Raw genomic sequence first — 24,379 nt, 5'->3', positions numbered from 1 at the left:
GTGAAAAAATCGTGCCTGCTAGCGCCCGAAATCGAGCCCGATCTCTTCGTAGATCTCGCGGTTTTCGGCCCAGTTTTCCTCTACTTTCACGTGGAGGAACAGGTGCACCTTGCGCCCCAGCAGTTCGCTCAGCTCCAGCCGTGCGGCCTCGCCGATCTGCTTGATGCGGGAGCCCCCCTTGCCAAGCACGATCGGGCGCTGCGTCTCGCGGCCGACGACGATCTGCTGGTGGATCTCGACGCTGCCGTCCTTGCGCTCGACGTACTGCTCAGGCCGCACCGCGCTGTCATACGGCAGTTCCTCGTGCAGCTGGCGGTAGAGTTGCTCGCGAGTGATTTCGGCTGCCATCAACCGCTCGCTGGCGTCGGACACCTGGTCTTCCGGATAGATCCATTCGCCCTGCGGCATCATCGCGGCGAGGGCTGCCTTGAGCTCGGGCACCCCGTCGCCGGTCTGGGCCGAAACGAAGAAAATCTCCGCAAAGTCCGCCTTCGCGCCGAATTCCTGCGCCAGGGCTAGCAGCGGCTCCTTCTTCGCGATGTCCACCTTGTTGAGCACCAGGATCTTGCGTTCGGGCCGGACGCTCAGGGCCTCCAGCAGCGGGTCGAGTTCGTGCCGCCGCTGCTTGATCGGGTCGACCACCAGCAGGATCGCGTCGGCGGCCTGCGTCCCCTCCCACGCCGCGCTGACCATCGCGCGGTCGAGCCGGCGCTTGGGGCTGAAGATGCCCGGCGTGTCGACAAGCACCATCTGCGTGTCGGCCCCCTCGGCATCCTGTGCGAGCGCGATGCCTATGAGCCGCGCACGGGTGGTCTGCGCCTTGGCGCTGACGATCGCGACCTTCTGGCCGACCAGCGCGTTGACCAGCGTCGATTTGCCCGCGTTGGGCGCTCCGATGACGGCGACGAAGCCGCAGCGCTGCGAGGGCGAGGAACTCATCCGAACTTCTCCATGAATGCACGCGCGGCTTCGGTTTCGGCCTGCTGCTTGCTCGATCCACCGGCTTCCACTTCGCCGACGTTGTACACCTTGACCTTCACCGTGAAGCGCGCCGCGTGGTCGGGGCCGGAGCGATCGACCAGCTGGTATTCGGGCGGCTTGCGGCGGTTGCCTGCGGCCCATTCCTGCAGCGCCGATTTGGGATGCTTGGAGCGGCCGCGCCGCCCCTCCACCGCATCGGCCCACAGATGATGGACAAGATCGCGAGTCGGATCAAACCCGGCTTCGAGGAAGTTCGCGCCGAGCAGCGCCTCCATCACATCGCCCAGCACGTTGTCGCTATCGTGCGCGCCATCGTCGCGCGCCTGCTTGCCCAGCCGGATATGCAGCGGCACGCCGATGTCACGCGCGATGCAGGCGCAGGTGTCGCGGCTGACCAACGCGTTGAGCCGCTGGGCGAGCTCTCCCTCCGCGGCGTTCGAATGCGCGAACAGCCAGTGGGAGATCGACAGGCCCAGAACCCGGTCGCCGAGCCATTCGAGCCGTTCGTAATTCGCCGTCTCGCCGGTGCTGCCATGGGTGAGCGCCATGTGCCAGATCGCTTCGTCGCGCACGGTGAAGCCGGTCTGCGCCAGCCACTCGCGGGTGCGGTCGTCGAGCAGGCTCATATGCCGCGCCCCAGCCGGTTCCAGCGGGCGGCGGTGAACCACGTCCACGGTTTGTGCCATTCGGCCGATCCGTCGGTCGACCACACCATCGCGCTGGCGCGGGCGACCAGCAGGTCCTGCGGCACCAGCCCCACGCCGCCGCCGGGGGCTGCAGGAAAGCGGCTGTCCATTGAATTGTCGCGGTTGTCGCCCATCGCGAAGACCGTTCCGTCGGGCACGATGATCGGGCCGAAGTCGTCCTGCGGCGTCCGTCCGAAATCGAGCGTGTCATAGCTTCTGCCGCCGGGCAGGGTTTCGCGGAAGCGGGCATAGCGGCAGGCGGCGATGCCATCCGACCCGGTGGCGGGCCGGCCCAGCGCGCACGGGGAATTGGGCGTGGTCGGCAAGTAGAAATCGCCGATCCGCACGCGCTTCACCGGCTGGCCGTTCAGCACCACCTGGCCGCCGCGCAGCGCCACGCTGTCGCCGGGCAGTCCGATCACCCGCTTGATATAGTCGACCCGGTCCACCGGGTGCTTGAACACCGCGACGTCGCCGCGCTTGGGCGCGGAACCCAGCACGCGGCCCGGGATCAGCGGCAAGCTGAACGGCATCGACCATCTGGTGTACCCATAGGGCCACTTGGCGGCGATGAAGTAGTCGCCGTTCCACAGACGCGGCAGCATCGATTCGCTGGGGATCGAATAGAACGAGAAGAAGAACGCGCGGAACACGAACACCGCCAGGGCCAGCTTGACCACGAACCAGGCGAAACTGCCCAGGCTTTCCTTGTCCTCGGTCGCGGGAGCCGGATCGCGGGCGGGAACATCGGTGGCGCTCATGCGCTCGCCCTGCTGTCACAAGTGTCACATGTGTCACACTGTCCCGACGCAGAAAAACCGGATGCCAGCAGTTCCGGAGGGCGGGCGGAGAAAGGGTGGGCGGTGCTTGCAAACATAAGCCCGCCTCCTAAGGCCGAGCTGTCCGGGTAGGAAAGGATTTTCACATGAGCGACGCGATCGAGGCGGCCTGGCAGCGGATCGAGGGGTGTCAGCACCGCACGCTGGAACAGCTGTTCGCCGCTGATGGCGGGCGGGTCGAGACGCTCTCTGCCCGGCTTGACTGGGGCAGCGAGGAGGAGCCGGGCGGCGCGCTGTTCGACTGGTCCAAGACACACCTTGATGATGAGCTGCTGAGCGCGTTCGAAAGCCTGGCCGATGCCGCCGGGTTCGCCGACCGTCGCACGGCGCTGCTCACGGGCGGGCGCGTCAACACGACCGAGAACCGCGCCGCCGAACACACCGCGCAGCGCGGGCTGGGGAGCGATGCCGCGGTCGAGGAGGCGGCGGCGCTGCATCAGCGGATGCACATGCTGGTCGAAGCGATCCACGGCGGAGCGCTGGGCGAGGTGCGGCACCTGATCCACATCGGCATCGGCGGGTCGGCGCTGGGTCCCAAGCTGGCGGTCGATGCGCTGGCGCGGGAAGGCGCTCTGGTCGAAGTCCACGTCGTGTCCAACATCGACGGTCTGGCACTGGAAGCGGCGTTCACGCGCTGCAACCCGGCCGAAACGTTGATCGCCGTCGCCAGCAAGACCTTCACCACCGTCGAGACGATGACCAACGCCGCCAGCGCGCTCGAGTGGCTGCAGCACAACGGAGTGGCCGATCCCTATGGCCGGGTGGTGGCACTGACCGCGAACCCGGACAAAGCGGTCGAGTGGGGCGTGGACGAAACCCGCGTGCTGCCGTTCCCCGAAACCGTCGGCGGGCGGTACTCGCTGTGGTCGAGCATCGGTTTCCCGGTCGCGCTTGCGCTGGGCTGGCAGGCGTTTGACGCGATGCTAGCGGGCGCGCGGGTGATCGACGAACACTTCCGCGACACGGATGGCCGGGCCAACCTGCCGCTGCGCGCGGCGTTTGCCGACCGCTATTACGCGCAGGTGCGCGGATGCCAGACGCGGGCCGTGTTCGCCTATGACGAGCGGCTGGCGTTGTTTTCGGGGTATCTCCAGCAACTGGAAATGGAATCGAACGGCAAGCGAGTAACCGCGGGCGGGAAGCCGGTTCGCGGCGCCACCGCGCCGGTCACCTGGGGCGGAGTGGGCACCGACGCGCAGCACGCGGTGTTCCAGTTGCTTCACCAGGGCACTGTCGTGGTGCCGGTGGATTTCATCGCCAGCGTGACCCCCGGCGACACGCTGGACCCGGCGCATCACAGGATCCTGCTGAAGAACTGCTTTGCGCAAGGCGCGGCGCTGATGGCGGGGCAGACGAGCGACGATCCGGCGCGGGCCTATCCCGGCGACCGCCCGAGCGCGACCATCCTGTGCGACGACTTCGATGCGGCCACGCTCGGCGCGCTGATCGCGTTCCACGAACACCGCACGTTCGCCAATGCCGTGCTGATGGGGATCAACTCGTTCGACCAATACGGGGTCGAGCTGGGCAAGGCGATCGCGAACAAGATCGACGCGGGCGGCGCCAGTTTCGATCCCGCGACCGAGGCTTTGCTGCGGGCTGCGGATCTCGCCTGACGGTGTCCACTGTTTGAATTGCGGAACCAAGGGGTGGTCGAACGGTTGGGTGCCGCATTAGCCAAAGGGGGGCTTTAGAGTAACGGACGCATGGCTGATTCAGCGAAATCGCACAGCAAGGCTGACCTCCTCGTCCAGAGCGTCACCGACTATGCCATCTACATGCTCGATCCGGGCGGCATCGTCAGCAGCTGGAACCCCGGTGCCGAGCGGCTGAAGGGATACGACGTCGATGAGATCATCGGCCAGCATTTCTCCCGTTTCTACACCGAAGACGAGCGCGCCGCCGGCCTGCCCGAGCGGGCGCTGGAGATCGCACTGACGCAAGGACGGTACGAGGCTGAAGGCTGGCGCTTGCGCAAGGATGGCTCGCGCTTCTGGGCCAACGTCGTCATCGATCCGATCCGGGACGAACAGGGTGGCCACGTCGGGTTCGCCAAAGTCACCCGCGACCTCACCGAACGGCGCGAGGCGGAGCAGGCGCTGCGCCGGAGCGAGGAACACTTTCGGCTGCTGGTCCAGGGCGTTACCGACTACGCCATCTACATGCTCGACCCGCTGGGCTATGTCTCAAGCTGGAACGCCGGGGCCGAGCGGTTCAAGGGCTATGCCGCGCAGGACATCATCGGCCAGCACTTCTCGCGCTTTTACCAGGACGAGGACCGCGCCGCCGGGATGCCCGAACAGGCGTTGAGGACGGCGGAAGAAGCCGGGCGGTTCGAGGCCGAGGGCTGGCGGGTGCGCCAGGACGGCACCCGGTTCTGGGCCAACGTAGTGATCGATCCGATCCGCGACGACGACGGTCACCTGCGCGGGTTCACCAAGATCACTCGCGACCTGACCGAGCGCAATATCGCCGAAGACGCGCTGGAGCAATCGCGCGAGCAGATCTTCCAAGCGCAGAAGATGGAAGCCATCGGCCAGCTGACCGGCGGCGTGGCGCATGATTTCAACAATATCCTGTCGGCCATTTCCGGCAGCCTGGAAATCGCCATGAAGCGGATCGAGCAGGGGGAGGACCCCTTGCCGTTCCTGCACAACGCGATGCACGGCGCCCGGCGCGGCGCGACCCTGACCCAGCGATTGCTCGCGTTTGCGCGCAAGCAGGAACTGGAACTGGCGCCGACCGATCTGGTCGCCAGCATCCGCGACACCGCGGGCTTGCTGGAGCGCACGCTGGGCCCGAACGTCACCCTTGAAACCCGCTTTCCGATGCGTCTGCCCAAAGTGATGGTGGATCGCGGACAGCTCGAACTCGCGCTGATGAACCTTGTGGTCAACGCGCGCGATGCCATGCCGGCTGGCGGCCAGATCATCCTGGCGATCGACGTACCCGCGGCCACGCCCGGCGCCCGGCAATTCGCCCGCTTGCGGGTGATCGACCAGGGCGAGGGGATGGACGCCGACACCCTGGCCCGCGCGATCGAGCCGTTCTTCACCACCAAGGGCGTGGGCAAGGGGACCGGCCTTGGCCTGTCCATGGTCCAGGGCATGGCCGAGCAGTGCGGTGGCCGCTTCGTCATCACCAGCGAACCGGGCGCGGGAACGACCGCCGAGATCTGGTTGCAAGTGGCGGAAGAGGAGGCCCGGCAGGACGACGCTGACACGGCGCGGCCAGCGCCGGCCAATCCGCAGCCGGAAATGCAACCCTTGCGCGTGCTGGCGGTCGATGACGATGCGATCGTGCTGCTGAACACCGTCACGATGCTGGAGGACATGGGGCATAGCGTGACGGAGCGCCATTCCGGTCCCGAAGCGATCGAGACCCTGCGCCACGACCCGTTCGACCTGCTGTTGTCCGACTACGCCATGCCGGGCATGAACGGCGGCGAACTGGTGCGCCGCGCGCGCGAGCTGCAGCCGTCTATCCGCGCGGCAATCGTGTCGGGATATGCCGACCTGCCGGAAGGCACCGCGCTCGACGTGCCGCGGCTCGCGAAGCCGTTCTCCCAGACCGATCTCGCCCAGCTGATCGCCCGCCTGACCGCGCAGCGCGATACGGCGGAGGCCACGCGCCATTGACTTTTCGCAGGTGCACAACTAACTAGCCGCCATCGAGACGCCTAGCAGCGTGAACAGGCGGGTGCTTGGGTTCTGTCGAAGTTTCACTTCGATTTGACCTCAGTCCGCCCCGGCCGTGTCTCGGTTCTACTTTGCCTGACAGCCCAATTCACGCGGGTCGTTGACGAGGCCACTTCCGGCCTCACCACCCCGCTGCACGCGCCCGGACTCCGGCTGCGCGCTGCTGCATACGTAAAGCAGTTTCCCACTATGTCTTTTGAAAACCTTGGGCTGTCGCAGCCCGTGCTCCAGGCGCTGGAGCAGAAGAACTATACCGTCGCCACCCCGATCCAGCAGCAGGCGATCCCGCTCGTGCTGCAGGGCCGCGACCTGCTCGGCATCGCCCAGACGGGCACCGGCAAGACCGCCGCGTTCATGCTTCCGAGCATCGACCGGCTGCGCGAAGCCGACAAGCAGACCCCGTTCAAGTCGGCCCGCATGCTGGTGCTTGCCCCGACGCGCGAACTCGCCGGGCAGATCGCCAAGAGCGCCGAGGATTACGGCGGCTTCACCGGCCTGAAGGTCGACGTCGTCGTCGGCGGAACGTCGGTGGGCAAGGACCGCAACAAGTTGCATCGCGGAACCGACGTGCTGGTGGCCACGCCAGGCCGTTTGCTCGACCTCGTCGACCAGAAGGCCATCCGCCTGGACGGGATCGAGATCCTGGTGCTCGACGAAGCCGACCAGATGCTCGACCTCGGCTTCATCCATGCGCTGCGCAAGCTGGTCGCGCTGATGCCGAAAGAGCGGCAGACGCTGCTGTTCAGCGCCACCATGCCGGGTTCGATCAAGGACCTGTCGAAGCAGTACCTGAACAACCCCGCGCAGGTCTCGGTCGCTCCCGCGGCGACCACCGCCGAGCGGGTCGAGCAGTACGTCACACTGGTCAGCCAGATGGAAAAGCAGGCGCTGCTCGAACTGATGCTGCAGAAGCGTTATCCCAAGACCGAGGGGATGGACCGCGTGCTGGTGTTTACCCGCACCAAGCATGGTGCGGACCGGGTGGTAAAGAAGCTCGTCCAGGCGAACATCCAGGCCGACGCGATCCACGGCAACAAGAGCCAGCCTCAGCGTGAGCGGGCGTTGGCGAACTTCAAGTCGGGCCGGGTCAAGGTGCTGGTGGCGACCGACATCGCCGCGCGCGGGATCGACGTGTCGGGCGTCAGCCACGTGATCAACTACGAACTGCCCAACGTGGCCGAACAGTACGTCCACCGCATCGGGCGGACCGCCCGCGCGGGCGCGGACGGCATCGCGCTGACCCTGTGCGCCGAGGACGAGCGCGCGTATCTGCGCGACATTCAGAAGCTGACCGGGGTCACCTGCGAGCGTCTGCCGCTGCCCGATAACTTCCGTGCTTTCATCGAAGACGCGCCTATCGTCCGGCCCAAGGGCAACCCCGGTCAGCAACAGCGCAGCGCACCGAAAAAGGTCTTTGCGAAGCCGGTGGGAGGCGATCGCCGCCCGGACCGCGGGCCCCGTCAGGAACAGCAAGGTGGCGGAGAGCGGAGCGATCAACGAACCGACGAACGCTCTGGCCAGCAGGGCGGCAATCGTCCGCGGCGGTTCCACGGGAAGGGCCAGGGCGGCGGCGGTGGTCGCGGTGGCCAGGGCGGCGGCGGGGCCCAGCGGCGCGCGCGCGGCTAACCCCGGCACTCCCAGCATTCTGGCGGCGCGACAGCTTTTGTTCAGGTAAACTTGTGTTTTCCTGACAATTGCGGGTCGCGCCGTCCCGTTTCGCACGGGGTTATCCAGGTTGTTTCGCATGATACGTCTGTTTGTTCTGCTGGGGTCAATCGCGCTGAGCGGTTGTACCGCTGCGCAAATCCGCCTGCCGTCCGCGTTGGCCGATGCGTCGATCCGTACGGAGATTTCTGGCATCGGCGGCCGCCCGAGCGGGCAGTTTATCGCCGGTGCCTATACCGGCAGCTTTGATCGCGCGCCGGAGCGCTGGACTTTCGCCGACACGATCGCCCGCACCGGCCACAGCGACTTCATCATTGCCGGGCCGGAGATCAGTTCGACCATCGAGGCGCGGTGTGCGATGCGCGAGCGGGCGGTCGACCTTGGCCTGGCGGAAATCACCGTCCAGCCGCTCGCTTATCGCTGCGCGTTCACCGCGGAAGGGCGCGCCATACCCGCTCGATTCGAATTGCAGGAGGTGATCGGCGGCGGCAGCGCGATCACCCGCCATGAACGGCGCGGCGAGATCGCCCTGGGCGGAGAAACCATCCGCTTCCGTTCGGTGCATCATCTGGCCGGCACCCCGTTGCCCAGCCTTACCCCGGTGGGATACGTGTTCGAACGGCGCGGGGTCGAAATCGGCGCGCTGGAGCTCACTGGACGCCCGGCGCTGCTGCTCGCACCCGGCCTTGACCGTGGCGCTGCCCGGACCGCGACCGTCGCGGCCCTGGCTTTGGCAACGTTCTGGGATCCCGCGATCCACGACCTCGACTGAGGTTGGCAAGGCTGCCCCCGCCCGCCATATGCGCCGCTCAGGCAGGAGGCGCGCATGGCGGACGGCACTTACGATTATGATCTGTTCGTCATTGGCGCAGGCTCGGGCGGCGTGCGCGCCAGCCGGGTGGCGGCAGGATATGGCGCCAAGGTTGCCGTGGCGGAGGAGTACCGGGTCGGCGGCACCTGCGTGATCCGCGGCTGTGTGCCCAAGAAAATGCTCGTCTACGGCGCGCACTTCGCGGAGGATCTGGAGGACGCGCGCAATTTCGGCTGGACGATCGACAGTCCCAAGTTCGACTGGTCCGTGCTGCGCGACAACGTGCTGAAAGACGTCGACCGGCTGAACGGCGCCTATACCTCGACGCTGGAAAACCACGATGTCGAGATCATCCTTGAACGCGCCACTCTGACCGGCCCGCATGAGATCATGCTGGGCGGCAGACGGACCGTGACCGCGAAGATAATCCTGATCGCCACCGGCGCGCGGCCGCATGTCCCCACCTTTCCCGGCTCCGATCTCGGGATCACCAGCAACGAGGCGTTTCACCTCGATGCCCTCCCGCCGCGCATCCTGATTGCCGGTGGCGGGTATATCGCCAACGAATTTGCTGGAATCTTCAACCAGTTCGGCAGCAAAGTTACCATCGTCAATCGATCGGATCAGCTCTTGCGCGGATACGACTCGGCGCTGCGCGACCGGTTGCTGCAGATCAGCATCACCAAGGGCATCGACTTCCGCTTCAACGCGCAGTTCCGCTCGATCGAGCAGACCGAGGACGGGTGCCTCAAGGTAAGCATGACCAATCACGAGGACCTGGTGGTCGACTGCGTGCTGTTCGCCACCGGACGCGTGCCGAATACCGAGGGGCTGGGACTGGAACACGCCGGCGTCGCAGTGGGCGACCATGGCGAGATCGTGGTCGACGAATACAGCAAGACCAGCGTCGGCCACATCTATGCCGTGGGCGACGTGACCAACCGGGTGCAGCTTACCCCCGTCGCCATCCGCGAAGGGCAGGCGTTCGCCGACACCGTGTTCGGCGATAACCCGCGCACGGTCGACCACGGCTGCATTCCCAGCGCGGTCTTCAGCCACCCGCCACTCGCCGCGGTCGGCATGACCGAGAGCGAGGCGCGCAACACGTATGGTCCGGTGAAGGTCTACGAGAGCGATTTTCGCCCGATGAAGAATGTGCTTGCCGGGCGCAACGAACGCTCGTTGTACAAGATGGTCTGCGCCGAAACGACGGGCAAGATCCTGGGCATCCACATGATCGGCCCGGAAAGCGCCGAGATCATGCAGGTGGCCGCCGTCGCGGTGAAGGCGGGACTGACCAAGGAACAGTTCGACCAGACGGTGGCCATCCACCCCACGATGGCGGAGGAATTGGTGTTGCTGCGCTGATTGCCGGCCGTCTCCGTTACGCGTAACCAGCGCGTGAGGGAGAACGCGCATGGCAGGCACGGTTCTGGTCACCGGGGGCACCGGTTACATCGCGGGCGAGGTGATCGACCAGCTGCTCGGCAGGGGCTGGTGCGTGCGCACCACCGTGCGCAGCAAGGCCACCAGCGAAGCGCGGCTGCGGGCACGCTGGCCGGGGGCGGGCGACCAGCTGTTCGTCTTCGAGGCCGACTTGATGAACGATGCCGGGTGGGACCTCGCCAACGAAGGTTGCACGCACGTCGCCCATGTCGCCTCGCCCTTTCCGGTGGGTGTGCCCAAGGATGAGAACGAGCTGATCGTGCCCGCGCGCGAGGGCACCCTGCGTGCCCTCAGGTTCGCGCATGCCGCCGGGGTGCAGCACTTCGTCCAGACCAGCAGCTCCGCCGCGATCGCCTATGGCCATCCCGCCAGCAAGACCCTGTTCGACGAGAGCGACTGGACCGATGCGAACGCGCCCGGCATTCAGCCTTACATCAAGTCCAAGACGGTTGCCGAACGGGCCGCGCGCGAATGGGTGGCGCAAAACGCGCTCGACATGGCGTTCTGCAGCATCAACCCGGTCGCGGTGCTGGGGCCGGTCGCGAACGATGACCTGTCCGCCTCCATCGAGTTCGTCCGCCGCTTCCTGACCGGCGAGATCCCGGCGATCCCGCGCATCGGCTTTACGGTCGTCGACGTGCGCGATGTCGCCTCGCTCCACGTGCTCGCGCTGGAGGCGCCCGCCGCTACGATCCGCGGCGAACGCTTCGCCTGCGCGGCCGACTTCATGTGGATGGAGGACATGGCCCGCGTGCTCCGCGATCACCTGGGGGCTGATGCCCGCAAGGTCCCGAGCCGCCGGATGCCGACCCCGGTCCTCAAGCTGATGGCGCTGTTCAGCCGCGACATCCGCCAGATCGCGGGCGAGGTCGGCAAGCGCAAGGTGGTCAGCGGCCAGCACGCGAAGGACAAGCTCGGCTGGACCACGCTGCCGGTGGAGCAGACCGTGCTCGAAACCGCCCGCAGTCTGATCGCCCAAGGGGTGGTCAAACTCTGACGGTTTGTTGACGCTCCGCCGCGCGCGCGGCAAGGCGGCGGCAACCAGACAAGGGGTGCCGATGTCCGCCAATATCGCCGAACTCGAACGCCGCCGCGCCGCCGCCAGGATGGGCGGGGGCGAGAAGCGGATCGCCGCGCAGCACGCCAAGGGCAAGCTCACCGCGCGCGAGCGGCTCGACATCCTGCTCGACGAAGGCAGCTTCGAAGAGCTTGATGCCTATGTCGAGCATGACTGCGCCGACTTCGGGATGGAAAACCAGCGCATCCCCGGCGACGGTGTCGTCACCGGATCGGGCACGATCAACGGGCGGCTGGTGTTCGTGTTCAGCCAGGATTTCACCGTTTTCGGCGGTAGCCTGTCGAAGCGTCATGCGGAGAAAATCTGCAAGGTGATGGACACCGCGATGAAGGTCGGCGCGCCGGTCATCGGCCTCAATGACAGCGGCGGCGCGCGCATCCAGGAGGGCGTCGCTTCGCTTGGCGGCTATGCCGAGGTGTTCCAGCGCAACGTGCTGGCGTCGGGTGTGGTGCCGCAGATCAGCCTGATCATGGGCCCCTGCGCGGGCGGGGCGGTGTACTCACCTGCGATGACCGACTTCATCTTCATGGTGAAGGACAGCTCCTACATGTTCGTCACCGGGCCGGACGTGGTGAAGACGGTGACCAACGAGGTGGTGACGCAAGAGGAACTGGGCGGGGCGGTCACTCACACCACCAAGACCAGCGTTGCCGATCTCGCGTTCGAGAACGACATCGAAACGCTTCTGCAAACCCGCCGGTTCTTCGATTTCCTGCCGCTGTCGAACCGTGAGGCGGTGCCTGAGCGTCCGACTTCCGATCCGTGGGACCGGCTCGACGAAAGCCTCGACACGCTGATCCCGGCCAACGCCAACCAGCCCTACGACATGCACGAAGTGATTCGTAAGGTGCTGGATGAGGGCGATTTCTTCGAAGTCCAGCCGGCGCACGCGGGCAATATCCTGTGCGGGTTCGGCCGGGTCGAGGGGCGCACGGTGGGCGTGGTCGCCAACCAGCCGATGGTGCTCGCCGGCGTGCTCGACATCAATTCGAGCAAGAAGGCCGCGCGCTTCGTGCGGTTCTGCGATGCGTTCGAGATCCCCATCCTGACCTTCGTCGACGTGCCCGGCTTCCTCCCCGGCACGGCGCAGGAGCACAACGGGATCATCAAGCACGGCGCCAAGCTGCTGTTCGCCTATGCCGAAGCGACCGTGCCCAAGATCACCGTGATCACCCGCAAGGCCTACGGCGGCGCCTACGACGTCATGGCGTCCAAGCACTTGCGCGGCGACCTCAATTACGCCTGGCCCACCGCCGAAATCGCGGTGATGGGCGCTAAGGGCGCGGTCGAGATCATCTTCCGCGGCATGAGCGCCGAGGAGCAGGCTGAGAAGACCCGCGAATACGAAGAGCGCTTCGCCAATCCATTCGTGGCGGCGCAACGGGGCTATATCGACGAGGTGATCTACCCGCATTCGACCCGGCGGAGGGTCGCTTTGGGACTGCGGAAACTACGTGGGAAGGTGCTCGAGAACCCGTGGAAAAAGCATGACAATATCCCGCTCTAAATTCGAAACATTCCAAGGGCTAGTTCTCAGCAATCCGGTGGTTTGGGTCGCCCTTGGCAGTGGTTTGATTGCTGGTGTTGTCATTGCTGCGGGCTTCAAGATGGATGGAACCGATGCGGCGCGCTTTGTCGGCGCCCTTCTTGGATCACTGATCGCGGTGGGCGGCGCGGTGTCACTGTACTTTTTGAAAGAGCAAAAGGATGCGTATCGCCGTCGCTACCAGTTTCGGGAGATGCTCACCCAGCTAAAGTCCTACAGTGATGGCATCCCCGAGCAATTTGCGGCACAAAATTTCAGCCAAGTCAGCGCAGGCATCAAAGTCACCAAGAAATATATGGGCCGTTGCTTAAAGTTTGCCGATGCACACGAAGCTGATGACCTTGCAATTTCCAGATCAGCGTCTTGGCTCGAGAACGATTACCCCAGCCAACTAGCGGCATATCACTCTGATGCTGATCAATACGGCAATGGTCGAGAGCTTTTAGCATTTGTTGAGGTGATCAGCCAGGCGACGGACGAAGCACTTAACAGCTTGAAGGTCTATCTGAAATGAAACTCGGCCGTCTCAATCACATCGGCGTCGCGACGCCCTCGATCGCGGACAGCGTGGCGTATTACCGCGAAGTCATGGGCGCGACGCAGATCACCGAGCCCTTCGACCTGCCCGAGCAGGGGGTGAAGGTCTGCTTCGTCGACACGCCGACCAACAGCGGCCCAAACTCTGAACTTCACGGTACACAGATCGAGCTGATTGAGCCGCTGGGCGAGGGCTCAGCGATCCGCGGGTTCCTCGAGAAAAACCCGCTCGGGGGGCAGCATCACCTGTGCTACGAAGTGCCCGACATCGACGCGGCGCGGGCTTGGTACGAGGGGCTGGGCAAGCGCATCCTCGGCCCCACCCGCATCGGCGCACACGGGACGCCGATCTTTTTTCTCCACCCGAAGGACATGATGGGCCAGCTGACCGAGATCATGGAGACGCCCCCGAGCGACCATTAGCCCGCGCATTGCCGCTTGCTCCAGCGCGCGGCTCGGGCAAAGGTTGCGACAAGCAACGCATGAGGGAGAGCGGGTGTGGCCGATTACGAAACGATTCTGACCGAGCGCCAGGGCGGCGTGCTCAAGATCACGCTCAACCGGCCCGAGCGGCTCAACGCTGCCTCGATCGAGCTGGCGGAAGAACTCGGCGCCGCGTTCTATGACCTGGGCGATGCGCGCAGCGTTCTGATCACCGGCGCGGGCAAGGGGTTCTGCTCGGGCGCGGACCTTGCGGCGCGCGGCGAGTCGAGCGCGATCCAGCAGAAGGGCGGCAGCCACCGCGCGCTGCAGAACTACTACAACCCGCTGCTCAGCCAGATCCTGCGCTGCCCAGTGCCGGTGGTGACCGCGGTCAACGGTCCGGCCGCCGGCGTCGGCTGCTCGATCGCGCTGGCGGGCGATTTCGTCCTCGCGGGCCAGAGCGCGTATTTCCTGCAGGCGTTCGTCAACATCGGGCTGGTGCCCGACGGCGGATCGACCTGGTTGCTCGCCCGCGCCATCGGCCGCGCCCGCGCCACGCGCATGATGATGCTTGGTGAGAAGATCGGTGCTGAGCAGGCTGAAGATTGGGGGCTTATCTACCGCGCGGTGGACGACGCGGCGCTGATGGACGAGGCGATGGCGCTCGCCACCCGCCTGTCGGAAGGACCGACCGTCGCCTACCGCACGATGAAGTCAAACATCCAGACCGCGCTCGACGGGACGCTGCCGCAGGTCTTTCTGGCCGAGGCCGAGGGTCAGCGGGTGGCGGGCGCCAGCGCCGATGCGGCGGAGGGCGGGATGGCTTTCCTTCAGAAGCGCAAAGCCGCCTTCAAGGGAGCCTGATTGATGCTGTTCTACGATAGCCCGAACCCCGCGCCCAACCCGCGGCGCGTGCGCATCTTCGCCGCCGAGAAAGGCATCTCGCTTCCGAGCAAGGAGGTGTCGATCCCCGCGCGCGAGCACAAGGCGCCTGAATACACCGCCAAGAACCCGCGCGGACAGACCCCCGCGCTGGAACTCGACGATGGCACCGTGATCGCTGAAAGCGTCGCGATCTGCCGCTTCCTGGAAGCGCTGCATCCCGATCCTCCGCTGTTCGGCCGCACGCCGACCGAGATTGGCGTGATCGAGATGTGGAACCGCCGGGTGGAGTTGATCCTGATGCCGCCGGTGGGTGCGGTATGGGTCCACACGCACCGGTTCACCGCCGCGCTCCCCGGCCGGAATGCCGAGTGGGGCGAATCCAACCGGCCGCGGATCGCCGACGCCTTTGCGTTCTTCGACCGCAGCCTGGAAAACAGCGAGTTTCTGGCCGGCGACAAGTTTTCGATGGCGGACATCCTGCTGCTTACCACGGTCGATTTCGCCACGTTCATCGGCAGCGGGCCGGACTCCGGGAACGGTGCGCTGATGCGCTGGCATGAGACGGTCAGCGCGCGGCCGAGCGCGGCGGCATAGTCGCTGTCGCGGCTTCCGCTGGCAGGGCGGTTGTGCTTAGGGGTTGGCCATGACGGACAAGACCAAAGCTGACTGGCAGGCGCTCGCAGACAAGGAAGTGAAGGGCAGGGACCTGGCGTGGCACACGCCGGAAGGGTTCGCGATCCAGCCGCTCTACACGGCGGACGACGTGCCGGCCGATCCAGGGGTGCCCGGCTTCGCCCCGTTCACCCGCGGCGTGAAGGCGAGCATGTACGCCGGACGCCCGTGGACGATCCGCCAGTACGCCGGCTTCTCCACGGCGGAAGAGTCCAATGCGTTCTATCGCCGCAACCTGGCTATGGGGCAAAAGGGGCTGTCGGTCGCGTTCGATCTTGCCACGCACCGGGGATACGACAGCGATCACCCGCGCGTAGTCGGCGACGTCGGCAAGGCGGGGGTGGCGATCGATACCGTCAAGGACATGGAGATCCTGTTCGACGGCATCCCGCTCGATCAGATGAGCGTTTCCATGACGATGAACGGCGCGGTGATCCCGGTGCTGGCGTTCTTCATCGTCGCGGCGGAGCGGCAGGGGGTGAGCCAGGACAAGCTCGACGGGACCATCCAGAACGACATCCTGAAGGAGTTCATGGTCCGCAACACCTACATCTATCCGCCTGAACCGAGCATGCGGATTGTCGCAGATATCATCGCATATACCTCGGCCAACATGCCGAAATTCAACAGCATTTCGATTTCCGGCTATCACATGCACGAAGCCGGCGCGACCGCAGTGCAGGAATTGGCGTTTACCATCGCCGACGGCAAGGAATACGCCCAGCGCGCAATGGCCGCCGGGCTCGACATCGACGCCTTCGCCGGACGGTTGAGCTTCTTCTTCGGGATCGGGATGAACTTCTTCATGGAGGTCGCCAAGCTGCGCGCGGCGCGCACGCTGTGGTGGCGGACGATGGAGGAACTGGGCGCCAAGAGCGAGCGGTCGAAGATGCTGCGGACGCATTGCCAGACCAGCGGCGTCAGCCTGCAGGAGCAGGACCCGTACAACAACGTGATCCGCACCACGGTGGAAGCGATGGCGGCGGTGCTGGGCGGCACGCAGAGCCTGCACACCAACGCGCTCGACGAGGCGATCGCCTTGCCGACCGATTTTTCCGCCCGCATCGCCCGCAACACCCAGCTGGTTCTGCAGGAAGAGAGCGGGATCACCAACGTCGTCGATCCCCTCGGCGGATCATATTACATCGAAGCTTTGACCGCCAAGCTGGTGAAAGAAGCGGAAGAATTGATCTGTGCGGCGGATGCGGCCGGCGGGATGACGGCCTATGTCGCGACCGGCCGGCCCAAGGCAGCGATCGAGGAAGCGGCCGCTGCCAAACAGGCGAAAGTCGATCGCGGCGAGACGGTGATCGTCGGGGTCAACAAGTACCGCAAGGCGAGCGAAGATCACCTCGACACGCTCGACATCGACAACCACGCGGTCCGCGACGGGCAGATCGCCCGGCTGCAAGCAGTTCGCGCGGCGCGCGACGAGGCGGCCTGTCAGGCGGCACTGGCCGCGCTGACCGATGGGGCGCGAGCTGGCGGCAACCTGCTCGCCCTGGCGGTGGAAACGGCCCGGCACGATGCGACGCTGGGGGAAATCTCCAGTGCGATGGAACAGGCGTTCGGCCGTTACGACACGGTGCCAACCCCGGTGAAGGGCATCTACAGCGCCGCTTACGAGGGTGATCCGCGGTACCAGCAAGTGGCGGACGGGGTGCAGGCGGTCGCCCGCCGGCTGGGCCGCGCGCCCAGGATCATGGTCGCCAAGATGGGACAGGACGGGCATGACCGGGGTGCCAATGTCATCGCCTCGGCCTTTGCCGACATGGGTTTCGACGTCGTCAGCGGCCCGCTTTTCCAGACCCCGGCCGAAACCCGCGACATGGCGTTGGCGCGTGAGGTCGACGCGATCGGCGCGAGCAGCCTTGCCGCCGGGCACAAGACCCTGATCCCGGAACTGATCCAGCTACTGCGCGAAGCGGGGCGGGCGGATATCAAGGTGGTCGCGGGCGGCGTGATCCCGCCACAGGACTATGACTTCCTGCGCGAGGCGGGGGTGCAGGGCATCTATGGCCCGGGGTCCAACGTGGTCGAATGCGCGGCGGACCTGCTGCGCCTGCTCGGCCATAATATGCCGCCGCTGGGAAGCGAGCTGGAAGCGGCCGAATGAGCGGCGCCCCCCAGGCCGGCTTTCTCCCCATTGCCGCGATGATGTTCTTGGCCGGCATCGGCATCCCGGTGTTCGCCGCGTTCAACACCGCGCTCGGCAAGCAGCTGGGCGGTCCGATCGCTGCCACGGCCGTGACGTTCGCGGTTGGACTCGTCATCGCGCTGGTGATGGTGGCGGTCACCGGCTTCCCGCAGCGCGCCACCTTTACTTTCGAAACGCCGCACATCTGGTTCGGCGCGATCTTCATGCTGTTCTACGCCACATCAGTCGCTTTTGCGGCGCCGCGGATCGGGCTTGGCAATGCGATCTTCTTCGTGTTGCTCGGCCAGATCGTCGCGGCGGCGGCGATCGACCACTTCGGCTGGCTGGGCACCGTGCAGAGCGCGCTGACGCCCAAGCGCTTGCTGGGCCTCGCAGTGATGGCGGTCGGCCTGTATCTCGCAAGGAAGCCCGCATGAGTATTCCCCGCATCGACTGGACGCGCGAGGAGATCGCCGCGCTGTTCGACCTGCCGTTCACCGAACTGTTGTTCCAAGCGGCGAGCGTGCACCGCGAGAACCATCGGCCGGACCAGGTCCAGCTTTGCACCCTGCTGTCCATCAAGACCGGCGGGTGCCCGGAGGACTGCGGTTATTGCAGTCAGTCCGTGAAGGCGGACAGCGGAGTGCCCGCGTCGAAGCTGATGGACGTGCAGGCGGTGTTGCAATCGGCCGCGCAGGCGAAGGACCACGGCAGCCAGCGGTTCTGCATGGGCGCGGCGTGGCGCAACCCCAAGGACCGCGACATGCCCGCGATCGTCGAGATCGTGAAGGGCGTGCGCGCGATGGGCCTCGAAACCTGCATGACTCTCGGCATGCTGACGCCCAGGCAGGCCGACATGCTGGCCGAGGCTGGGCTCGACTACTACAACCACAATATCGACAGCAGTCCCGAATATTACGAGCGAGTGATCACCACCCGGACGATGGGCGAGCGGCTGGATACGCTGGCGAACGTCCGCGCCGCCGGGATCAACGTATGCAGCGGCGGGATTGTCGGGATGGGCGAGACGCGCGCCGACCGGGTCGGCTTCGTCCATACGCTCGCCACGCTGCCGCAGCATCCCGAAAGCGTGCCGGTCAACGCGCTGGTGCCGGTGAAGGGCACGGTACTGGGCGACATGCTGGCGGACACCCCGCTCGCCAAGATCGACGACATCGAGTTCGTCCGCACCGTCGCGGTGGCGCGGATCACCATGCCGCTTTCCATGGTCCGCCTCTCCGCCGGCCGCGAGAGCATGAGCGAGGCGACCCAGGCGCTGTGCTTCCTCGCCGGGGCGAACTCGATCTTCACCGGCGATAAGCTGCTCACCGCCCCCAACGCCGGCGACGACAGCGACGCCGCACTGTTCGCGAAGCTGGGACTGACGGCGCTCCGGGGTGAGGAGCCGATGCGGGCGTGCCGGGTGGCGGAGGCGGCGGAGTGAGCAACCCCCAACCTCGTCACCCCGGACTTGATCCGGGGTCCAGCTTTTCTTCGAGCGCCGGGCCGGAAGGTAGCGGGATGTCGGATCAAGTCCGGCATGACGGTTAAGGGTAGTCAATGAGAGAGCCGCTCTTCCTGCTCTTTGCGACTCTTTATTGGATCGCGGCTCTCCTTCTCGCATTCATAGCAACAGCTGCGCCCTGTGGTCTTGCGCCGGGGCCCGAATGCGAACTTGAGGGGCCGACGGTATTAGGTTCCGTGCTTGGCACACTTGGCCCGTTGGGGGTGCTGAGCGCTTCCGTGGTAATTTTTGTCGCGATCGTTTTGGTCCGACGCAGGCTTGCAAGGTCAAACTGATGTTCTCCAAAATCCTCATCGCCAACCGGGGCGAGATCGCGTGCCGGGTCATCAAGACGGCGCGCCGCATGGGTATCGCGACGGTGGCGGTCTATTCGGACGCCGATGCGCGCGCGCCGTTCGTGCGGATGGCGGACGAAGCGGTGCATATCGGGCCCTCGCCGGCGGCCGAAAGTTACCTGATCGCGGCAAGATCATCGCCGCGTGCAAGCAGACGGGCGCCGAGGCGGTGCATCCGGGCTATGGCTTCCTCTCCGAGCGCACCAGTTTCGCCGAGGCGCTCGCCAGGGAGAACATCGCCTTCATCGGCCCGCCGGTGAACGCGATCGCGGCGATGGGCGACAAGATCGAATCCAAGAAGCTCGCCAAGGAAGCCGGGGTCAACGTCGTTCCGGGCTTCGTGGGCGAGATCGAGGATACCGAGCACGCGGTGCGCATCGCAGCCGAGATCGGCTATCCGGTGATGATGAAGGCCAGCGCCGGCGGCGGCGGCAAGGGCATGCGGCTTGCCTATTCCGAGCAGGACGTGCGCGAGGGCTTCGAGGCGACCAAGCGCGAGGGCCTGAACTCGTTCGGCGACGACCGGGTGTTCATCGAGAAGTTCATCCTCAATCCGCGCCACATCGAGATCCAGATCCTCGGCGACCAGCACGGCAACATCGTCTACCTAAACGAGCGCGAGTGCAGCATCCAGCGCCGCCACCAAAAGGTGGTCGAGGAAGCGCCGAGCCCGTTCGTCACCCCAAAGATGCGTCAAGCGATGGGTGAGCAGTGCGTCGCGCTCAGCCGCGCGGTGGGGTACTACAGCGCGGGCACGGTCGAGTTGATCGTCAGCGGTGCCGACCCGACCGGCGAGAGCTTTTACTTCCTCGAGATGAACACCCGGCTGCAGGTTGAGCACCCGGTGACCGAGGCGATCACCGGCATCGATCTGGTCGAGCAGATGATCCGCGTCGCCGCGGGCGAGAAGCTTGCCTTCACGCAGGAGGACATCGGCATCGACGGCTGGTCGATCGAGAACCGCGTCTATGCCGAAGACCCCTATCGCGGGTTCCTGCCCAGCACCGGGCGGCTGGTGCGGTATGACCCGCCGGTCGAAGGCTGGACCGAGAGTGAGGTCGAGGGCAGCGACCGGCGCGGCGTGCCCGTCGGCGCGGGCGGGGTTCGAGTCGACGACGGCGTCTATGAAGGCGGCGAGGTCAGCATGTTCTACGACCCCATGATCGCAAAGCTGGTGACATGGGCGCCGACCCGCGACGAGGCCGCCGACCTGCAGGTCAAGGCGCTCGACAGTTTCCAGATCGAGGGGCTCGGCCACAATGTCGATTTCCTCTCCGCGATCATGCAGCACCCGCGGTTCCGCTCGGGCGAGCTGACCACGGGGTTCATCGCCGAGGAATACCCCGATGGCTTCCACGGGGCAGCGAGCGACATCCGCACCATCGGCGTACTTGCCGCCGTGGCTGGCGCGATCGCCACCGCCGATGCCGACCGCGCACGGCGCATTGACGGCCAGTTGGGGGATGAGCGCGCTGCACCGGGCGACTGGCAGGTGCGCATCGCAGGCGAGGATCACGCGGTCGTGCTGGAGGAGGACGCGATCACCGTCGATGGCCAGCCGGTCGCGATCGCGCTGGAATACACGCCGGGCGACCGGTTCGTGGAGGTGGAGCTTTATGCGGCTGACGCGGACGATGAAGCCGCTCCGCTGGACAGCTACGGCATCCAGCTGTCGCCGACGCGTAGCGGCTACCGCATGACCACGCGCGGGGCGAAGCACGAGGTCCGCATCCTGCCCGCCCACGTCGCTCAGTACGCGCAGCACATGATCGAGAAGGTGCCGCCCGACCTGTCGATGTTCCTCATTTGCCCGATGCCAGGGCTGCTGGTCGCGCTTCATGTGGGAGAGGGCGACACCGTCCAGCCAGGCCAGCCGCTCGCGACAGTCGAAGCGATGAAGATGGAGAACATCCTCCGCGCCGAGAAGACCGGCACCGTCGCCAAGGTCAACGCGCAGCAGGGCGCCAGTCTGGCGGTCGACGAGGTGATCCTGGAACTCGAGTGATGCACCTGTCGCATTCGCCCGAGGCCCCGGCGGCCGAGACAATCGCGTTCGCCGATTTCCTCAAGGTCGACATCCGGATCGGCACGATCGTCGAAGCGGACGAGTTTCCGGAAGCGCGCAAGCCTTCGTACCGGCTGAAGATCGACTTCGGACCCGTCATCGGCATCCGGAAAAGCTGCGCGCAGATTGCCGCCAACTATCCTGTGGGTGAATTGCCCGGCCGGCAGGTCGCGGCGGTGGTCAACTTCCCGCCGCGGCAGATCGGACCGTCCATGTCCGAGGTGCTGACCCTGGGCTTTGCCGACACCGCCGGCGAGGTCGTCCTGTTCGCGCCCGACGTCCATGTGCCTAACGGATCGCGGCTGTTCTGATGCCGGCGATCTACACCATCGGTTACGAACAGGCGACGCAGGCGGCGGTGATCGACGCGCTGCGCGCGGCCAATGTCCAGCTTCTGGCGGACATCCGCTTCCTGCCGCTGTCGCGCCGCCCCGGCTTCTCCAAGTCGAGCCTCAAGGCCGCGGCCGAGGAAGCGGGGATCGCCTACCGCCACTTCAAGCAACTCGGCACCCCGGCTGAAGGTCGCGAGGCCGCGCGGCGCGGGGATCACGCCACCCTTGCGTGCATCTACGGCGGACAGCTCGAATTGCCCGAGGCGATGGCGCAGATGGGCGAACTGCACGACATCGCGCAGCAACAGCGCGTGGCGTTGTTGTGCTACGAGCGCGATGCGGCGGAATGTCACCGCAGCCTGCTGTTCGATGCACTGTTCGACGGGTTCGAGCGGGTGGATCTGGAACCGGAACTGCTGCCGAAAACCTGACGGGGCGGACCCAATCCGCTGCCGGTACGTAAGTTCGGCATGCTGTTCGATAACTGGTCCAGTCTCCTGCGTGCCGCGCTTCTTGCCGTTCTGACATACGGGTGGCTGGTGCTGATGCTGCGCTTGTACGGCAAGCGGACGCTGGCGAAGCTCAATGCGTTCGACTTTATTGTCACCGTCGCGCTCGGGTCGATCCTTGCCAGCACGCTCCTCGCGAAGAGCACAACCTGGTCGCAAGGGGCGATCGCCCTCGCGATTCTGTGTTCGCTGCAGTGGCTGGTTGCCAAGGCATCGCTGCGCTGGCCGTGGTTCTTCCAGCTTACCCGACCCCGCGGCTGTTGTTGATCGATGGCACACCGATAGACGCGGCGATGAATGCAGAGCGGATCGGCTTGTCGGATCTGCGGGCCGCTGTCCGCAGGCACGGCAGCACCGCTTTCAAAGATGTTCACGTCGTCGTCCTGGAAACGGACGGAACGCTCAGCGTCATTGCCCAACCCGGCGATGGTTCGACCCTCTGCGATGTCGTCGGCTACGGGCAGTATCGCAAGCAGCAGAACGAGCCTTAGCGCGGATCGTCACCCGTGCGGGGTGTGCAAGGCGTTAGCGGCGCAACTCCTCGTCGAGAAACAAGGCGACGTCGGATAAGGCAACGTCACGTGCGAGGAACGCCTGACCGATCCCGCGCAGCAGCACGAACGGAAGGGTTCCGGCGTCCATCTTCTTGTCGTGCCGCATGTGGTCGACCAGCGTGCCGCCGTCGCGATCGAGCCTGAGTTGCGCAATCTCGGACGGGAGGCCGGCGGAACGCACCGACCCTGCTACCGCCTCTGCTTCCGTAGCCTCCATCAGCCCGGTCCGCGCCGAATAGCGAGCGGCCAACACCATGCCGAGCGCGACCGCCTCGCCATGCAGCAGGCGGTCGGAGAATCCGGTTTCCGCCTCCAGCGCGTGGCCGAAGGTGTGGCCGAGATTGAGCAGCGCGCGCTGTCCGGTGGTCTCACGCTCGTCCTCTGCGACAATGGCAGCTTTCATCGCGACGCTGGTCGCGACCGCATGTTCGAGCGGCGCATCCTCCAGTGCCAGCACCGCGGGGCCGTGGTTCGTGAGCCAGTCGAAGAAAGCCCGGTCGCCCAGCACGCCGTATTTGAGCACTTCGGCGTAGCCGGCGCGCAGTTCCCGATCGGGCAGGGTGCCCAGCGCGTCGAGATCGGCCAGGACCATGCTTGGCTGATGGAACGCGCCAATCAGGTTCTTGCCCGCGGCGGTATTGATCGCCGTCTTTCCGCCGACGGAGCTGTCGACTTGCGCCAGCAGGCTGGTCGGCAACTGGATGAACCCGCACCCGCGCTTGAGAATGGCCGCCGCGAATCCGGTGAGATCGCCGACCACTCCGCCGCCGAGCGCCAGCACGTTGTCGCCGCGCTCGACCTCTCGCGCCAGCAGCCAGTCGGTCAACGCGGCCAGGCTCTGCCAGCTCTTGGAGCCTTCCCCCGGCTCGACCAGGTAGACGTCGGCGTCCTTGCCAGCCTCGCGCAGTCCTTGCTCCAGCCGCTGACCGTGCAGGTTCCAGGCGTTGCGGTCCGCGATCACGGCGACGCGGCGCTTGCGCAGGAGCGGCCCGGCGAGCGCACCGGTGCGCTCGAGCAGCCCGCGTCCGATGTGCACGTCGTAACCGCGCCCGGCGAGCGCGACGGGGATCACAGCCACCGGTCGACCGCCTCGACGATCTGCATCGCCGTTTCGTGCTGCGGGCCCCGCGCGCTCTCGACCCGGATAGGCGCCTGCGCATAAAACGGTGTGCGCTCCCGGTTCAGCCGTTCCAGAATTTCCGCGGGGTCGCCTCCGCGCAGCAGCGGCCGGTCGTCGCGCCGGCCGGTCCGCTCCACCAGGGTGGCCACGTCGCAGTCGATCCACACGGCGATCCCGCGTTCCAGAATCAGCGCCCGGGTATCCGGGTTGACGAACGCGCCGCCGCCGGTGGCGATCACGCCGTGATGCTCGTCCAGCAGGCGCGCGATCACGCGCCGTTCCCCGTCGCGAAAATACTGTTCACCGAAACGGTCGAAGATTTCCGCGACCTGCATCGACGCCGCTTCCTCGATTGCCTCGTCCGCATCCACGAAGTCGGTTTGCAGTATGGTGGCGAGACGGCGACCGACGGTCGACTTGCCGACCCCCATCAGGCCGACCAGCACGATCGGCCGGTCGATCCGCCGAACGAGTGCGCCGATCTCGGCTGGGGTGAGGGCGGCAGTCGCGCAGCGCATTGCCGCTTCGACTATAG

23 protein-coding genes and 1 pseudogene are annotated in these 24,379 nt (G+C 66.0%); 19 read left to right on the top strand and 5 right to left on the bottom strand.

Features of this window, described 5'->3' with window-relative positions; translation table 11 throughout:
- Positions 1–18: 18 nt before the first annotated feature.
- From era to lepB, 3 genes are read right to left on the bottom strand one after another with little or no spacing between them, the layout of a single operon-like run.
- Entirely contained in the window at positions 19–939 is a 921-nt protein-coding gene (era, locus tag C0V74_RS03360) for a GTPase Era (RefSeq protein ID WP_143250627.1), read from the bottom strand.
- On the bottom strand, positions 936–1,607 hold the full coding sequence (rnc, locus tag C0V74_RS03355; protein WP_210413439.1) for a ribonuclease III: 672 nt from the start codon (positions 1,605–1,607) through the stop codon (positions 936–938). Before rnc ends, era begins: the two co-directional genes overlap by 4 nt.
- The gene (gene lepB, locus C0V74_RS03350) at positions 1,604–2,428 is read right to left on the bottom strand and encodes a signal peptidase I (protein WP_143250626.1); all 825 of its coding nucleotides are present in this window, start codon (positions 2,426–2,428) and stop codon (positions 1,604–1,606) included. Before lepB ends, rnc begins: the two co-directional genes overlap by 4 nt.
- A 164-nt stretch (positions 2,429–2,592) precedes the next feature.
- Between lepB and pgi the strand changes: the two genes are divergently transcribed.
- From pgi to C0V74_RS12985, 19 genes and pseudogenes are all read left to right on the top strand, one after another.
- Positions 2,593–4,122, top strand: coding sequence for a glucose-6-phosphate isomerase (pgi, locus tag C0V74_RS03345; protein WP_143250624.1), 1,530 nt, complete (start codon positions 2,593–2,595; stop codon positions 4,120–4,122).
- 90 nt (positions 4,123–4,212) lie between these two features.
- Positions 4,213–6,144 carry a PAS domain-containing sensor histidine kinase gene (locus C0V74_RS03340; RefSeq protein WP_143250622.1) on the top strand — a complete coding sequence of 644 codons (1,932 nt, stop codon included), beginning with the start codon at positions 4,213–4,215 and terminating at the stop codon, positions 6,142–6,144.
- Between the two features lie 249 nt (positions 6,145–6,393).
- Positions 6,394–7,830, top strand: a complete 1,437-nt coding sequence (locus C0V74_RS03335; protein WP_143250621.1) for a DEAD/DEAH box helicase — start codon at positions 6,394–6,396, stop codon at positions 7,828–7,830.
- Between the two features lie 118 nt (positions 7,831–7,948).
- Positions 7,949–8,641 carry a hypothetical protein gene (locus tag C0V74_RS03330; protein WP_143250619.1) on the top strand — a complete coding sequence of 231 codons (693 nt, stop codon included), beginning with the start codon at positions 7,949–7,951 and terminating at the stop codon, positions 8,639–8,641.
- A gap of 54 nt (positions 8,642–8,695) precedes the next feature.
- Positions 8,696–10,048 carry a glutathione-disulfide reductase gene (gor, locus tag C0V74_RS03325; RefSeq protein WP_143250617.1) on the top strand — a complete coding sequence of 451 codons (1,353 nt, stop codon included), beginning with the start codon at positions 8,696–8,698 and terminating at the stop codon, positions 10,046–10,048.
- Between the two features lie 49 nt (positions 10,049–10,097).
- Positions 10,098–11,123, top strand: a complete 1,026-nt coding sequence (locus C0V74_RS03320; protein WP_143250615.1) for an NAD-dependent epimerase/dehydratase family protein — start codon at positions 10,098–10,100, stop codon at positions 11,121–11,123.
- A gap of 61 nt (positions 11,124–11,184) precedes the next feature.
- On the top strand, positions 11,185–12,711 hold the full coding sequence (locus tag C0V74_RS03315; protein WP_143250613.1) for an acyl-CoA carboxylase subunit beta: 1,527 nt from the start codon (positions 11,185–11,187) through the stop codon (positions 12,709–12,711).
- Positions 12,692–13,264: a hypothetical protein gene (locus C0V74_RS03310; protein ID WP_143250611.1), complete on the top strand. Its 573-nt coding sequence runs from the start codon at positions 12,692–12,694 to the stop codon at positions 13,262–13,264. Before C0V74_RS03315 ends, C0V74_RS03310 begins: the two co-directional genes overlap by 20 nt.
- A complete protein-coding gene (gene mce / locus C0V74_RS03305; protein ID WP_143250609.1) occupies positions 13,261–13,710 on the top strand; it encodes a methylmalonyl-CoA epimerase in 450 nt (149 codons plus the stop codon). The genes C0V74_RS03310 and mce overlap by 4 nt, the downstream gene beginning before the upstream one ends.
- A 75-nt stretch (positions 13,711–13,785) precedes the next feature.
- Positions 13,786–14,574 (top strand): enoyl-CoA hydratase-related protein, encoded by a 789-nt coding sequence (locus C0V74_RS03300; protein ID WP_143250607.1) that lies wholly within the window; start codon positions 13,786–13,788, stop codon positions 14,572–14,574.
- A 3-nt stretch (positions 14,575–14,577) separates the two neighbouring features.
- The gene (locus C0V74_RS03295) at positions 14,578–15,189 is read left to right on the top strand and encodes a glutathione S-transferase family protein (protein ID WP_143250605.1); all 612 of its coding nucleotides are present in this window, start codon (positions 14,578–14,580) and stop codon (positions 15,187–15,189) included.
- Between the two features lie 49 nt (positions 15,190–15,238).
- Entirely contained in the window at positions 15,239–17,383 is a 2,145-nt protein-coding gene (scpA, locus tag C0V74_RS03290) for a methylmalonyl-CoA mutase (RefSeq protein WP_143250604.1), read from the top strand.
- On the top strand, positions 17,380–17,841 hold the full coding sequence (locus C0V74_RS03285) for a DMT family transporter (protein WP_207974497.1): 462 nt from the start codon (positions 17,380–17,382) through the stop codon (positions 17,839–17,841). Before scpA ends, C0V74_RS03285 begins: the two co-directional genes overlap by 4 nt.
- Positions 17,838–18,848: a biotin synthase BioB gene (bioB, locus tag C0V74_RS03280; protein ID WP_143250602.1), complete on the top strand. Its 1,011-nt coding sequence runs from the start codon at positions 17,838–17,840 to the stop codon at positions 18,846–18,848. Before C0V74_RS03285 ends, bioB begins: the two co-directional genes overlap by 4 nt.
- 355 nt (positions 18,849–19,203) lie before the next feature.
- Positions 19,204–21,269, top strand: a pseudogene (locus C0V74_RS03275) (acetyl/propionyl/methylcrotonyl-CoA carboxylase subunit alpha).
- Positions 21,269–21,640: a tRNA-binding protein gene (locus C0V74_RS03270; RefSeq protein ID WP_143250600.1), complete on the top strand. Its 372-nt coding sequence runs from the start codon at positions 21,269–21,271 to the stop codon at positions 21,638–21,640. Before C0V74_RS03275 ends, C0V74_RS03270 begins: the two are co-directional and overlap by 1 nt.
- Entirely contained in the window at positions 21,640–22,092 is a 453-nt protein-coding gene (locus tag C0V74_RS03265) for a DUF488 domain-containing protein (RefSeq protein WP_143250598.1), read from the top strand. Before C0V74_RS03270 ends, C0V74_RS03265 begins: the two co-directional genes overlap by 1 nt.
- Positions 22,093–22,131: 39 nt before the next feature.
- On the top strand, positions 22,132–22,437 hold the full coding sequence (locus tag C0V74_RS12990; RefSeq protein WP_210413438.1) for a hypothetical protein: 306 nt from the start codon (positions 22,132–22,134) through the stop codon (positions 22,435–22,437).
- Positions 22,431–22,661, top strand: coding sequence for a YetF domain-containing protein (locus C0V74_RS12985; protein WP_210413437.1), 231 nt, complete (start codon positions 22,431–22,433; stop codon positions 22,659–22,661). The genes C0V74_RS12990 and C0V74_RS12985 overlap by 7 nt, the downstream gene beginning before the upstream one ends.
- A gap of 34 nt (positions 22,662–22,695) precedes the next feature.
- Here the strand turns inward: C0V74_RS12985 and aroB are convergent, their stop codons facing one another.
- Complete coding sequence (gene aroB, locus C0V74_RS03255) at positions 22,696–23,802, bottom strand: 3-dehydroquinate synthase (protein ID WP_143250595.1); 1,107 nt, start codon at positions 23,800–23,802, stop codon at positions 22,696–22,698.
- A complete protein-coding gene (locus C0V74_RS03250; protein ID WP_143250594.1) occupies positions 23,793–24,362 on the bottom strand; it encodes a shikimate kinase in 570 nt (189 codons plus the stop codon). The genes aroB and C0V74_RS03250 overlap by 10 nt, the downstream gene beginning before the upstream one ends.
- Between the last annotated feature and the right edge of the window lie 17 nt (positions 24,363–24,379).

This window comes from Altererythrobacter sp. TH136 (genome assembly GCF_007065885.1).
Classification (GTDB): Bacteria; Pseudomonadota; Alphaproteobacteria; order Sphingomonadales; family Sphingomonadaceae; genus Tsuneonella.
This window is presented reverse-complemented; position numbering and strand designations above follow the sequence as displayed.

Coding starts and splice junctions, on each gene's coding strand:
- era (WP_143250627.1), bottom strand. CDS start 939: ATGAGTTCCTCGCCCTCGCAGCGCTGCGGCTTCGTCGCCGTCATCGGA.
- scpA (WP_143250604.1), top strand. CDS start 15,239: ATGACGGACAAGACCAAAGCTGACTGGCAGGCGCTCGCAGACAAGGAA.
- lepB (WP_143250626.1), bottom strand. CDS start 2,428: ATGAGCGCCACCGATGTTCCCGCCCGCGATCCGGCTCCCGCGACCGAG.
- C0V74_RS03330 (WP_143250619.1), top strand. CDS start 7,949: ATGATACGTCTGTTTGTTCTGCTGGGGTCAATCGCGCTGAGCGGTTGT.
- bioB (WP_143250602.1), top strand. CDS start 17,838: ATGAGTATTCCCCGCATCGACTGGACGCGCGAGGAGATCGCCGCGCTG.
- C0V74_RS03315 (WP_143250613.1), top strand. CDS start 11,185: ATGTCCGCCAATATCGCCGAACTCGAACGCCGCCGCGCCGCCGCCAGG.
- C0V74_RS03335 (WP_143250621.1), top strand. CDS start 6,394: ATGTCTTTTGAAAACCTTGGGCTGTCGCAGCCCGTGCTCCAGGCGCTG.
- C0V74_RS12990 (WP_210413438.1), top strand. CDS start 22,132: ATGCTGTTCGATAACTGGTCCAGTCTCCTGCGTGCCGCGCTTCTTGCC.
- pgi (WP_143250624.1), top strand. CDS start 2,593: ATGAGCGACGCGATCGAGGCGGCCTGGCAGCGGATCGAGGGGTGTCAG.
- gor (WP_143250617.1), top strand. CDS start 8,696: ATGGCGGACGGCACTTACGATTATGATCTGTTCGTCATTGGCGCAGGC.
- C0V74_RS03320 (WP_143250615.1), top strand. CDS start 10,098: ATGGCAGGCACGGTTCTGGTCACCGGGGGCACCGGTTACATCGCGGGC.
- C0V74_RS03270 (WP_143250600.1), top strand. CDS start 21,269: ATGCACCTGTCGCATTCGCCCGAGGCCCCGGCGGCCGAGACAATCGCG.
- C0V74_RS03265 (WP_143250598.1), top strand. CDS start 21,640: ATGCCGGCGATCTACACCATCGGTTACGAACAGGCGACGCAGGCGGCG.
- C0V74_RS03285 (WP_207974497.1), top strand. CDS start 17,380: ATGAGCGGCGCCCCCCAGGCCGGCTTTCTCCCCATTGCCGCGATGATG.
- C0V74_RS03340 (WP_143250622.1), top strand. CDS start 4,213: ATGGCTGATTCAGCGAAATCGCACAGCAAGGCTGACCTCCTCGTCCAG.
- C0V74_RS03250 (WP_143250594.1), bottom strand. CDS start 24,362: ATGCGCTGCGCGACTGCCGCCCTCACCCCAGCCGAGATCGGCGCACTC.
- C0V74_RS03310 (WP_143250611.1), top strand. CDS start 12,692: ATGACAATATCCCGCTCTAAATTCGAAACATTCCAAGGGCTAGTTCTC.
- mce (WP_143250609.1), top strand. CDS start 13,261: ATGAAACTCGGCCGTCTCAATCACATCGGCGTCGCGACGCCCTCGATC.
- rnc (WP_210413439.1), bottom strand. CDS start 1,607: ATGAGCCTGCTCGACGACCGCACCCGCGAGTGGCTGGCGCAGACCGGC.
- C0V74_RS03295 (WP_143250605.1), top strand. CDS start 14,578: ATGCTGTTCTACGATAGCCCGAACCCCGCGCCCAACCCGCGGCGCGTG.